At 50.9% G+C, this 12,741-nt stretch carries 9 protein-coding genes; 5 read left to right on the top strand and 4 right to left on the bottom strand.

What is annotated here, in order from left to right:
- Positions 1-80: 80 nt before the first annotated feature.
- The 3 genes from ACR3E7_RS12995 (at position 81) to ACR3E7_RS12985 (ending at position 5,091) form a co-directional block, all read left to right on the top strand.
- Entirely contained in the window at positions 81-479 is a 399-nt protein-coding gene (locus ACR3E7_RS12995; RefSeq protein WP_480503538.1) for a helix-turn-helix domain-containing protein, read from the top strand.
- Between the two features lie 129 nt (positions 480-608).
- Entirely contained in the window at positions 609-2,234 is a 1,626-nt protein-coding gene (locus tag ACR3E7_RS12990) for a L,D-transpeptidase family protein (RefSeq protein WP_480503536.1), read from the top strand.
- A 112-nt stretch (positions 2,235-2,346) separates the two neighbouring features.
- Positions 2,347-5,091: an AsmA family protein gene (locus ACR3E7_RS12985; protein WP_480503535.1), complete on the top strand. Its 2,745-nt coding sequence runs from the start codon at positions 2,347-2,349 to the stop codon at positions 5,089-5,091.
- Between the two features lie 11 nt (positions 5,092-5,102).
- Here ACR3E7_RS12985 and ACR3E7_RS12980 read toward each other — a convergent pair whose 3' ends face one another.
- Positions 5,103-5,447, bottom strand: coding sequence for a hypothetical protein (locus ACR3E7_RS12980; RefSeq protein WP_237218079.1), 345 nt, complete (start codon positions 5,445-5,447; stop codon positions 5,103-5,105).
- Between the two features lie 538 nt (positions 5,448-5,985).
- Positions 5,986-6,813, bottom strand: coding sequence for a sulfotransferase domain-containing protein (locus tag ACR3E7_RS12975; protein WP_480503534.1), 828 nt, complete (start codon positions 6,811-6,813; stop codon positions 5,986-5,988).
- A 457-nt stretch (positions 6,814-7,270) separates the two neighbouring features.
- Between ACR3E7_RS12975 and ACR3E7_RS12970 the strand changes: the two genes are divergently transcribed.
- Positions 7,271-8,995: an adenylate/guanylate cyclase domain-containing protein gene (locus ACR3E7_RS12970; RefSeq protein ID WP_171126712.1), complete on the top strand. Its 1,725-nt coding sequence runs from the start codon at positions 7,271-7,273 to the stop codon at positions 8,993-8,995.
- A 228-nt stretch (positions 8,996-9,223) separates the two neighbouring features.
- Here the strand turns inward: ACR3E7_RS12970 and ACR3E7_RS12965 are convergent, their stop codons facing one another.
- The gene (locus ACR3E7_RS12965) at positions 9,224-10,183 is read right to left on the bottom strand and encodes an alpha/beta fold hydrolase (protein WP_480503533.1); all 960 of its coding nucleotides are present in this window, start codon (positions 10,181-10,183) and stop codon (positions 9,224-9,226) included.
- Between the two features lie 208 nt (positions 10,184-10,391).
- Between ACR3E7_RS12965 and ACR3E7_RS12960 the strand changes: the two genes are divergently transcribed.
- A complete protein-coding gene (locus tag ACR3E7_RS12960; RefSeq protein WP_170458410.1) occupies positions 10,392-11,255 on the top strand; it encodes an alpha/beta hydrolase in 864 nt (287 codons plus the stop codon).
- A 172-nt stretch (positions 11,256-11,427) separates the two neighbouring features.
- Here the strand turns inward: ACR3E7_RS12960 and ACR3E7_RS12955 are convergent, their stop codons facing one another.
- Positions 11,428-12,477, bottom strand: coding sequence for a GFA family protein (locus tag ACR3E7_RS12955; RefSeq protein ID WP_170546192.1), 1,050 nt, complete (start codon positions 12,475-12,477; stop codon positions 11,428-11,430).
- Positions 12,478-12,741: the final 264 nt, after the last annotated feature.

Raw genomic sequence — 12,741 nt, 5'->3', positions numbered from 1 at the left:
CCGCCGTCCGTTCAGTGTTCATTCGACTTCGCCATTTTGCCAAAAAAACCCAAGACAACAGAACGCAATAATAGGTTAGTATGTCGTTCCCCGCGTTTTGGTTGATGCAGCAATCAAAATTTGAACGAAACGAGGCGACGGAAGCGGACAGTCCCATTCAAAAAGTGCTCGACTTGGCCTACTTATTCTCTGTGATTGACTACTCCGCATGGCCCGGCTTGGACGGGTTTGCAAAATTCATCGGTTTGCATTCTAAAACGCTGCAAAGAGAACTTACAAGACACGACACCACAGGGGCAGAACTCGTAGGCAGCGCGAAAATGCGTCAGGCGGAGCAATGGTTGACCGAGGGGCGCCTTTCCATAACAAAGATTGGAAAGAACTTGGGCTACAAAAACCTAAGTGCGTTTACACGAACGTGTCGCCGTTGGTTTGGATCGTCGCCTTGCCGGTTAAGGCACGACCTAGATGGTCGATGATTTGCCCGTGAAGTATGTCCGCTTTGCCAGCAAAACCTGAGAACAACAAATTACGATTTGATTATACAAAATGTTGGAGTATCCTTTTTCGAAGCACCCACATATAGATTGGCTGTTTAGGAGGGGACGGTGAAAGTTCTTAGATCAGCGGTAGCAACTGTACTGACTGCAACGCTGGTGACTTGCCCCAATTTAGGCGCAGCAGACCAAGTCTCGGAGCAGATAGAAGCGCTGCTACGGTCAAATACGAATGCGAGTGGCACAGTTTCTAACAGTAAGAGTTTGGACGCAGGAATCCTTGTGCCTCGTTTCTATACAGACAGAGAATTTGCGCCAGCTTGGACAAGTTTTGAATTGGTCGACGAACTATTTCAGGAGTTGGATGGAGCAATTGATCAGGGCTTTACGCCGAGTGATTTCAAGCTAGAAGAGCTTCGATCCGCTTTCAAAGACTCACAGGCTGGCGATGCCTCAAATAAAGCCCTGTTCGACATTTTGGCAACCGACGCCGCAGTAAAACTCGTGCATCATTTGGTTTTTGGAAAAGTCGATCCAAACGCATTGGACGACGATTGGAACTTCTCAAAACCAGTAATTCAACAAGACCCTTCCATTGTATTGAACCAATTTCTTCAAGGTGAAGGCTTCAGCGCTTTGATTGAACGCATCGATATCGACAATGCGCAATATACGATGCTCGTTGATGCATTGCGCAAATACAGAGCTATTGCATCAAAGGGAGGCTGGAACAAAGTCCCCGAAGAAACAGTTCTGAAGCCGGAAATGGTGGATCCTGCCGTCGCCGAACTGCGAAAAAGGCTAGCGACAGAAGGCTACGATGGAACAAATGAATTTCCAGAAATCAGGCAAAACGGCATAGATCCAGCTTGGGTTTATGACGATTACTTGGTGCAGTTGGTTAAATCCTTTCAAAATCGTCATGGCTTGGAAGCAGATGGCGTCGTTGGTGGTAAGACTTTCGCGTCTCTCAACAAACCTGTCGAAGATCGCATAAACAAGTTGCGCCTCAGCCTGGAACGAGGCCGTTGGCTCATGCGGGAAATCGACGAAGAGTTCGTGCTGGTAAATATTGCAGGCGCTCGTACGTACTTGGTCACATCTGGCGGGACGCTTTGGACCACCCGATCAATCACAGGTTCAGCCTACCGCAAAACCCCAGTGTTCCGAGATGAGATTGAATACATGGAATTCAATCCGACTTGGACCGTTCCCGCCTCGATTTTTCGGAAAGACAAGCTTTCGCGCATCCGCAAGGATCCTGCCTATCTGGCGCGCAACAACTACTTAGTTCGGAACAAAGACGGTCACACAATTCCTGCCAACGCTGTGAACTGGGGGGCAAAGAATCCCGGCGTCACTTTGGTTCAGCAGCCGGGCCCAGACAATGCGTTAGGTTTAGTCAAGTTCATGTTTCCCAATAAATACGCAGTATACTTGCATGATACCAACGACCGCAGCCTTTTCGACCGAAATGAGCGGAACCTAAGTTCCGGCTGCGTGCGTCTTGAGTATCCGTTCGAATTTGCCAGCCTTTTGATGGAGGGAGAGCCGGACTGGAGCCGGCAAAAGATGCAATCCATTCTCGATAGCGGGAAGACAACGCGCGTTAACCTACCCAAGCCCATGCCGGTCCTTTTGACCTATTGGACTGCGTGGGTTGAAGATGGGGCTGTTCATTTCCGTGAGGACCCATACGAACGAGATGCTCGAATACTTGCGGCTTTGGACCGATGAACACGTCATCCTCAAAGAGATGCGCTATTCTGAGTGTGCTAAATTGCTAGTAGGATTGGTGACCTCCAATTGGCAGAAATTCGAAGCAGTGTGAGCTGCAATAGGGGAGCACATGAGGGTTTGGCTCGTAAGAATAGTTGGGCTTGTTGCATTTCTCGCCTTCGCTGCCGTCGCTTTTGTCTGGTTGTTGCTTGCCGCTCCGATGTTCTCGGACATCCGGCGCGGCCTTGCGGAAAGAGTTCTTTCGGAACAAATTGGTCGGCCACTTCTTGTCAACGATGATGTAAGCGTCGCGCTTGGCCGCACGAGTTACATTCACGTCGGTGGCGTGGTCATCCCGAGCCAGACAATGCCGGAGTCACCTCTTGTAGAGTTGAACCTGCTGGAACTGGAGCTGGACATTGTCGCCTTGACCAACGGTCGTCTGTATTTTGACAATCTCGTCGTGGAAGGGCTCCAAGCAAATCTTCTTACAGCCGCAGACGGCACAACAAGCTGGCGAAAAGGCAGGCCAACACCCGGGCCCGTATCCGAGGAACCTGTATCAGCGGATGATCAAAAAGACGTAGCTAGCGCTGATAGTATCGATGAAAGCGACTCCGAAAGCAGTGGGATCCTGAACTTCCTGAGCGACAAGAACGTCAGTTTCACGTCAATCGGGTTAAACATCGACGACAAGGTCTCGGGCTTCTCGTTTGTGTTTGACCTTCAGTCACTCGCGCTCGAACAAGTAGATAATGGACAAAGAACAAAGGTCTCTGGTTCCGGCTCCGTAAACGGTCAGGGTTTCGAAATCGAAGGCGACTACCCCCATGACGCGCCATTTAAGACGCGAGCGAGTTTTGGAGAAATGACCGTGAGCTATGATGGCGAGCCCTTCACGGAAGACGAAGGTGGTGGCTATCGAGCTGTGTTGGAGATGGACACCGGTGAATTCGGTGATTTTCTAGATGTCATTGGGTTGGAACGCGTTTTGGAAGGGAATGGCCAGTTGCAGGCTGAGCTCGTGTCTCAGGACGCCCTGAAGATCGAGGCGTTTACAACTACCGTAAGCCTGGAGGATGGACAAAAACTCGAAGCTGAAGGTTCAATAGATGACCTCTACACCGCTCAGGGCGTCGATCTGCTTTTCAACGCACGGCTTCATCCGGAAGGACAGCCGCCGCCAGCAGCAAAAAGTATCCAAGAACTGAAGTTTACTGGCTTTGAAATGCATATGGTCGGATCCCTGGCTTCCTTCGAATTCGAGAAGTTGCTGTTCCAAACCAATGCATTTGACCAAGGGCTGGACGTAATCGGCCCAGCCTCAATCGAAAGCATTCGCCGCATGCCAGACGGACGGCTCGCCATGTTGGGCATTGCGCTACAAGCCGGTCCAATTGAAGAGCCTGTCCTGAAAGCCGAAGGTGAAATCCTCGATCTGCTTCAGCTTCAGGACGTGACTTTCGATGGGGAGCTAAACGGGCCCGCCAAGTTGATTTTGCCCAACCTCGATAAAGACTACGTTGACCAGTTCGGCGGCATCAAAGCCGACTTCAACGTATCCAATGCGGGCGGGCCGGTTTCTCTCAACAGGTTTAACGCGACCACTTACGACACCGATCTATGGGCGCTTGATCTTGCACTATCCGTCAACGAGCTAAAAGGGCTGGCCGGTCTCGATTTTGATGTGGAATTGGATGTCGACGACAGCGTCGAGTTTCTGACCGCAGTTAATCTACAACCTGTCGAGCTCGGGGCACTAGCTATCGATGCTGAAACCTCCAAACAGGGCGAGGACTTTGATGCCGCAATCCAGTTCGAAGCCGGGTCTTCGCATCTCCTTGCGACTTTGAACGCAAATTTCCCCGAGGGCACTTCTGTTGTTCGGGGCAACATCACGAGCGAAAAGCTCGATCTCAACGACCTGAAGAACCTGACTGCCGTGCTGAACCAACTGAAAAGTCTGGTAGGGGAGACCTCAAAAGAACCTGAAGCCGAAGTGCAACCTTTAGTTTCACCGAAGGAGACAGACGTGCAGCCCTTGGTATTGCCAAAGGAAAAAGGGAAACCTGCCGATCTTCTGGATGTGCAGCGCGTGCTACGAGAAGCTGACGTCGAGGTACAGATCGAATTCAAAGAGATTGTAGGCCAGCAAGGTGTAACGTCTGTTTCAAGCCAATTGTCAGCAAAAGAAGGAACCGTGGATTTCGGCCCCCTTCAGTTGGCTTACGATGGCGGAAACTTCAGCCTTCGGGCGGTCATGGACCTGATTGATTCACCCGATAGGCTTTCATTGTCGGGATCAACCTCGGGATGGGAATTCGGTGAGATCCTTGATGAATTGGGAATTGGTATTGATGCCTATGGCCGTTTGAGCGGAGAGTTCAACGTTTCTGGCAGTACCGCCTCAGGCAAGGCCTTCATCAATTCCATGCGTGGCAATGCGTCTTTGTCGATGTCACAGGGCTATATCAGTACCAGTTTGCTGGAGTTAGCCGGGCTGGGCATCTTCCCATGGCTGTTTTCGGAGGAGTTCCGACAAGGCTATACCGACATCACTTGCGTGGTCGCCCCGGTTGAAATTCAAGCTGGGCGGGTGAGCTCAAACTCCATCGTTATTGAAACGGGATCGGTTCAATTGGTTGCAAAAGGGCAAGTGGATTGGCTGAACGATACGATAGCAATAAGAGCGGAGCCGCGGCGCGTTGGCAAACCCCTATCCCGAAGCGCTTGGCCCTTTGATGTAACGGGCCAGCTTACGTCACCAAAGTTCAAGCTGGATGTGGGTGGGTCGAGAAACAAGGCCCCGGAAGGCGCTGATGCCATGCCTGCCGACAGGCAGCCATGTGTGCCGGACATCAATCAATTGCAATAATCGGGCGCGTCCTAGTTCTTCAGCGGTTCCGGCTGCTCGGCCTGACACGCCAGAACGGCCTCAATGGCTTTAGCAGATCCGCTGAGATCGAGTTCAACCTCGGCCCCGCTTTCGCCAATGATCGTAACGCTTTGGCGCTTTCCAAACTCGGTTACAAACGCCGGGTTGTCGAAAAAGGCGTAGCCACCGGGAACTCCATTCTTGTAGACACCCACGGCTTCTCCTTCGAATTTCGCATCACCAAAGTCGAACCTTACGATGCCCGTCGCACCGTCTTCGATTTGAACCCAGGCCGGATTAAAGGCAGCAAAGAAGCCGCCAGCCTGATTGGGTGCTGCACCAATTTCAACGGTCATGTCATTTTCAAAGGGCTTCCACGCGAGACAGCCGTTGCCCTTTTCGGGATCAATCAGGATTGTCCAGTCCCCGGAATCACCCCACCGCTCCATACCAGCGGCATGAAGTAAGCTTGCACAAAACAAAGCCAATGTTGTCAGCGCATACCTGTACATTTTTAACCCCAGATTAGTTTTGAAGGTTTACCCATCCTACCGATCAAGGAAGATCAATCAAACGATACAGAAGAAGCTTAACCAGGTCACAAGTTGTTGGAGCGCAACAGTGAAGTCTGCTTCCTGCTCATAGCCGTATACGCTGCTATTGGAAGGAATGCCCGGTTTGAACAGTCTGCTGCACTTTGCAAAGTCCGCTTTGTCCGCATCTGAGACATCGGACGAAACCGCGGCGAATGGCCGTTGTTGGTAAGCGCAAACCCTGGCCGCGGTCGCTGGCCATGAATGACCGCTCATCGAGGTTACGGGTCATCCGGAAAAAATCCCAGATGGCCGAGACGACCCCAGAGCGGCTATCTTAATTTATTCAGCGAGCAACGTCCTAAGCAGTAAGCTCTCCGCCAGACTGAAGCCATCGCGCATCGTCTTCCGGAAGCAACTCTGCAAGACGTTTGTGAAAGGCGCGAAGGTCTTCGTCTGAAAGCTTGCCCTCCCACTTGCGACTGCTTGCGCTATCGAAGAAGGCTGACGGGTCTTTGAAGGTTGTGGACCGTTGTGTTTTTTCTTTGGCACTCGCGCGCGCATTAGCTTGCATGTTCTCGAATTGCATACTTTCCGCAATTGCGGCCAACATTTCATCGTCAATTTTGAGGCCGAGTACGGAAGCTAGCTTTCTGGTATGAGAGAGTAAATCGCGCCGCATATCGGCGTAGTGGAAAATGTGTATGTTGGGATGTTGGATGTTTGACTTGAAGGACTTGAAGTGATGAACGATGGCCTCAAGGGTGATCCCATCGGCCATCTCCTCTCGAACGGTCTCACCAACAAAAAGTGCGAATGAAGCTGTCGGCTCATCCGGGAACCTGTCTTGGATCAGGTCTTCCTTCAGGTTTGCCACATGTCGGCGCATCGAAAAATGTGCGTCGATTGGGTGTCTGTACACCGCGATGTAGGTGCAATCTGGATCGAAAGGAATGCCGTCAAAAGGCGTATGGGTCTTGATGCATCTTCTGTGGTTTTGAGCTTCGAACATTCGAACTATAGGGAGTTGATCTCGAAACGCAGGGTCGAGCCAAACCGACAGATCATCCATGACCTTGTCCATACCAGGCTTTTCAAACAAGAGCGACAGCACAAGGGCCTGTGTCCATGTTGTTCCGCACTTAGGCGGTGTTGCAACAATCACATCTCCTTGGCGCAGCGCGAACATGTCCCAAATCCGATTGTCGGTGAGACGTGTTCTGTACTCGAATGCCTTTCTTGAAGACGCCCGTATTGTCATTCTGATTTCCGCCAATGGACCCTTACTGAAACGATAGCAAGCATACGGCACCGAACCTAGAATTTTGATGGCACCCGAGTATGAAGGCTTTTCAAAGTGCCAAGCCAAAACCTTGCATTCGCGGCTAGAAGCTCGTTTTGCCCTCAAGGCAGTCATACGCGGCACCTTGCTCCAGTTTCTGTGCTGCGGTGCAAAGTCGAAATTACAAAGTTCGGTTTTCGAGGTCCGCTTCTGCCTAATTTACCCAAAAGCAAAAAGCTTGCGTGTCGTTATTCGGTCACTGATGTTCATTGAATAATGATCGCGATTTATGCGCGAAACCCCTAATATCCCTTTGACACTCCTTCACAATGGATACGCGGGAGGATTTTGTTTGGAGCGGTACTTGGCTGCCATACTCGTGGCTGATGTTGTTGGCTATAGCGCGCTTGTTAGTGCTAACGAGGAAGCCGCATTGCACACATATAGGGGCCACTTTAGGGCGCTGGAGCCGCATGTCGGCCTGAATGGCGGACGCCTATTCAAAAGAACTGGTGACGGTTTTCTTGCAGAGTTTTCCTCGGTTGTAGATGCGCTGGCATGTGCGGAAACGATGCAACGTCAGATGGCTGAGCGGAACGGGGCGCGCGGGCAAAGTCCGGAAATGCAATTCCGTATGGGAATTCATGCGGGCGATGTTTTTGATGACGACGGTGATGTTCTTGGTGACGGCGTCAACATCGCGGCCCGGCTGGAAAGTCTTGCTCCTCCCGGAGGGATCATCGTTTCAGGTCGGGTTTACGAAGATCTTGTGGGTAAGGTGGATGTATCGTTCACCGAATTGGGGCCGCAATATCTGAAGAATATCACACGCCCTGTAACTGCTTACTTGGTACAAACAGCATTTGCTACTGAATCCCCGTTAACTCAATCCCGTCCTGACAGGCCTTCAGTGGCGGTGTTGGCTTTTGACAATCTGTCGCCTGACGCTGAACAGGATTACTTTGCGGAAGGTATTACCGAAGACATCATCACCAGCTTATCCAGAGTGCCCTGGATATTCGTGGTCGCCCGAAACTCTTCTTTTTCTTACAAAGGGCTTTCGGTTGATGTGCGTCGTATCGGCCGAGAGCTTGGTGTCCGCTATATATTGGAAGGGTCCGTTCGCGGCGCTGGTGACCGGTTGCGTGTCACGGGTCAGCTGATTGATGCGGAAACCGGGTCTCATGTTTGGGCGGATCGATACGATGGCAAGCTCGATGATGTTTTCGAGCTTCAGGACCAGATTACCGAGGCTGTCGTTGCTTCGATTGCGCCAGGTATCAGACAAGCTGAAATAGACCGTGCTGCTCACAAGCGCCCTGACACCCTTGGAGCCTATGATCACTTCCTACGTGCGCAGTCCTTGATCTACAGGTTCAATTTCACTGAAGCAGACGACCATTTGTCAAAAGCTCTTTCACTCTCAAGTGAGTACCCATTGGCAAGCGCTCTTCGAGGCTGGATCCGCACTTTGCTATGGAACCCGGATACGCGTCCAAACGAGGCCCGATTTGATTACGCAATTCAGCTGGCACATGAGGCTCTGGCGGCATCACATCTTGACCTAGAGGCGCAAGCATATGCCGGTTACGTACTCGCGTTTCTGTCGGAGGATACAGAGTACGGTTTGTCACTTGTGGATCAAGTCGTCGAGAGAAGCCCAAATTGCGTTTCAGCCTGGGGATCAAGTTGCGTACTGCATGGCCTGATGGGCCAAGCACAAACGGCACAGGCACATGCCAGGGAGGCGCTCCGACTTAACCCGAATGACCCACTAAACTACCGTGTCCACATGGGTATCAGCCTGTCGCAAATCGCGGAAGGGAACTGGCGCGATCTAAGAGAAACCGCCCAAAAAATGCGTGCATTTCATAACACTGTGACCGTCTTTCGCCTGAACGAACTTGTGGCGGAAATGGCTCTCGGCAATGAGAGCCGAGCTAGAGAACTCGCACGTATTCACATGTCGCGGGAACCCGATTTTAGCGTTTCAATGTTCCGGCATATGCGCGCTCGTATCTCTGTCGCAAAACCAGAAATCTATGACGCCTACTATAAAATGCTGGCAGCCGCAGGCATTCCTGATTGACGACACCAGTTGTAGACCAGCGGCAAGTCATAGCAAGCATGCAACATGTGGAAACATATTTTTTGCCGCTGGAAGAATGCCCAATTTGGTCTGCGAACAGTCGTTGAAGTGAATAGCGGCGAGCGGCAATCGAACCTTCGCGGCGCTCGGCGTGAACGATTGCTCTGCGGACAAAGCTACCATTGCCACGTTAGGTCAGATTAATAGGTTTGCAGTTTCATGCTCTAATCAGAACAGATGCCCATACGTGCGAATTGCATGCTGTCTGTTTTGCAGTTCAAGTTTGGCGTAGATTTTACTTGTGTGGTTTCGAACGGTTTTTTCACTCATTTGAAGACTTCTAGCAATTTCTTTACCACTCATTGCTTGGCAGATGAGTCTCAGCACGTCCAGCTCGCGCTTTGTCAAATCGTTAAAGTCCGTCGTTTGACCGGAAAATGTAAATTCAAGCAAGCTCTTGGAAAAAGCGCGCCAGGCAGGTTCATCGCGTTGGATAATGTGATTTTTTCCCTCTAAAGCAGACATTGTCGCTCCGGGAATATTCTGAGCGAGACGTTGTCCTTCTTCAAACGGAATAACCTGATCGTTCCTTGAATGGATCACCAGTGTTGGAACTGAAACCTTTGGCAGAAGGCTCTCAACATTTACGTCAGCGCGCGCCATAAGCAGGTCGGCCCCTGTCTCAGGCAAAACGGTCTTTTGGCAAAGATCTGTGAACCATGAGCGCTGTTCGACTGCCGCGCCAGGAAGAAATCTTGATGTGAATACATCTTGGAATGCTGGGTTGTCATTCTCCCAACCCAAGCGAAATATATCGATTACAGTCTTGTAGTTCTTGGCGGCAACCGGTCCACGGTGGTTACTGCCCCTTGCATAGCCGCCAACAAGTATCATCCCAGCGACCCTGTCGGGATACATGAGCGAATACGCGATAGAAGTCGCAGCGCCCTGAGAAACACCCAGAAGATAGAATGGTTCATTTATTTCAGCGGCGTCGATTACAGCTTCGAGATCATCAACCCAGTAATCAATACTCAGATTCTCAACTCGCTTGTCAGATAATCCGCAGCCTCGCTCATCATATCGAACAAGGGTGAATTGACTTTCTAACATTTCGATCCAGTGAGACCAAATTGGACTGTCGAGATCATAACTGAGATGCGTAAGCCAATTAGCCGCCTTTACCATGGGCAGGCCGTTTCCGGATTTGCTCCACGCCAGCGACGTACCATCGCTTGAGGAAGTGTATCTAACGGTTCGCATGTCCTTTTTTAGTCAATTTGGGGCAAATGTCCCAACAATTTCCCGTCGTTTTGAGTCTAACCGGGACATGTGTCCGATAGGTTGAAGGACAGATGAGTGACACCATTGTGAAATTCAGATTGGAGGTCATCACATGAATAAACAATTTGACGCATCACTACACGCTTCGCCGTCCCGGTCCCAAATTTCGCCCGCTCCCTGCGTGGGGCTACATTGTTCCGGTGCTGACGGAAGCCAGTGGCGCACTCTGTTTGCCCGGATGAGCGATGAAACCAAAACAATAGCGCCCGACCTAATTGGAACCCTGTCTCGGGGTCATAAAATCCCCGACGGGCCGTTCACATTGGAACACGAAGCTGCTTCGATCATCACTGAGATTGAGAAGCTTGGCAGACCCGCTCACTTGATTGGACACTCGTATGGAGGAGCGCTGGCGTTGCACATTGCCAGAGCTCGACCCGACCTTGTTCGATCACTTTGTCTCTATGAACCAACTTTGTTCAGCCTACTGAAAGCCGGAAACGCGGCTGACGGTTCATTGTATTCCGAGATTGTAAGCCTCACAAACGCAATACGAACTGGCATAGAAGAGGGATGCGAAGAGTTTAGCGCACAGGTTTTTACTGATTTTTGGGGAGGACTTGGCTCTTGGCAAGCCCTGAGCCGTGAACGCAGGTGCGCTATGATTAATTGGGTTCACAAAGCCCCAAGCGATTTCGATGCGCTTCTGAATGAACCTGATCCAGAAAATATTTTTCATGAAGGAATTCCCTCTACGATCATGCTCGGATCGGAGACTCATGCGCACACGAAGCGCATCGCAGAAATTCTGGCAACCCAAGGTAAGCTTGCTGAGCTAAAGGTTCTGAAAGGTGCCGGCCATTTGGGGCCCTTTACCTTCAAGGAAAGTTTCGAGATGGAGGTGCTGTCGCATATTAGAACTGTTGACCGCCGCGACATGGCTTCAATGGACATCAAGCCGATCAGTAGATCATGAGCCGGGGACACTGGAAATCTAGAAAAGGCGACCGACCGATCTGGACTCCGAGCGTTCGGTCGTTGTGCAGCCGCACTAACTTCGAATGGGCGCCCGCATTGGGCTCGATGTTGTCATTTTCTCAAACGCTAGGAATGCTCTCTTTGCGGATAAAGCAGAAATCGCTCGATCACTAAAAAACATCAGGCGGCTTAGCCAAAGGTCCCCAAGTTTCAGGGTCTGGTAGACCGACACTTGACCACGCTTCTTGCAAAACTCTGGAGTCTGAAGATCTTGTCCGCGGCAAATCATCCAAAATATCAAACCAAGGCATTTTGCTTTCTATTCCGGAGTGGACTGAAGGAGCAAAGTTTTCCGGTTGGTCGAGGCTCGAAGTATGCAGGACCAGATAGGCCGTTTCTCGTGGCTTCACGAGCTTATAAGTTAGGCTTGCCCCGCATCTGGCACAAAAGCCACGATTTGCTATCGGCGTAGTTGCGAAGTATCGAGGTTCCTCGGTGAGAAATCGAACAGCAGAAGCGGGAAAAGCCGCCCATGCATTAACTGCTGAACCAGAAAATTTTCTGCAACAACTACAATGGCAATACCCGGTGCTTATGGCAGGCGCGTTTATTTCATACCGTACTAACCCACAGATGCAGCCACCAGTTATTAAGGTTTTGGCCAATTCATCTTCATCAAAATCCAGAAAACCTCCCTCTTCTCCGGGTTCTGAAACGGTCATGTAGACATGTATTGGACTATCAGTTCTCTTGAGTCTTTTGTGACCGCAATCCGCCAGCGGAAGATCTATCTTGCCCGCTATTTGCGCCATTACTTCTCCTGAAACCGCGATTCCACCTGGTTCCGCTATTGCTTCAAGCCGTGCCGCAGTATTTACGCCGTCTCCGAGAATATCGTCGCCGTGTACAACGACATCACCGAGAGAAACGCCGACGCGTAAGATGAGAGGGTCGTCACTGTTCGACCGGCGTGCTTCGCGTGCGCAGGCTCTTTGAATGTTAATTGCACAATTGACCGCCTCAAAGACACTCGAGAACTCAGCCAAAAACCCATCGCCAGTAGACTTAAAAACACGACCCCGGTTTGCTTCCACCTGCATGCCGATGATTTCACGTTCTAGTCGAACCAACTTAGCTAATGTTCCGCTTTCATCGCGTGATACCAATCCCGCGAAACCGACTATATCGGTGGCCAGAATGGCCGCTAATTTGCGTTCCATCTCCGTTGCTCCGAGCCAACAATCTCCAATTGATGCCTGCTTACTTTAACATAAAATCGGTCGCAGCGAGCCACGGTGGCTGAGGTGTTAATTTCCAGCTTTCAAAGACCGCTTTGGGCTGCGAGCGGTCAATCATGCTCATCGCAGAAAATGGCAGCGCTGAGCCCAAAGTGGACTCTCGCTTTTGTTCTAATATTTACCCTGTAAAACTTACGAATGTCGTCGTTGGTCAGGATGGCAGCAACTGAATTGGCTGTTCGAACG

The organism is Ruegeria sp. BK1 (assembly GCF_056535645.1).
The sequence above is the reverse complement of the archived record's forward strand: the minus strand, read 5'-3'. Positions and strand labels throughout refer to the sequence as shown.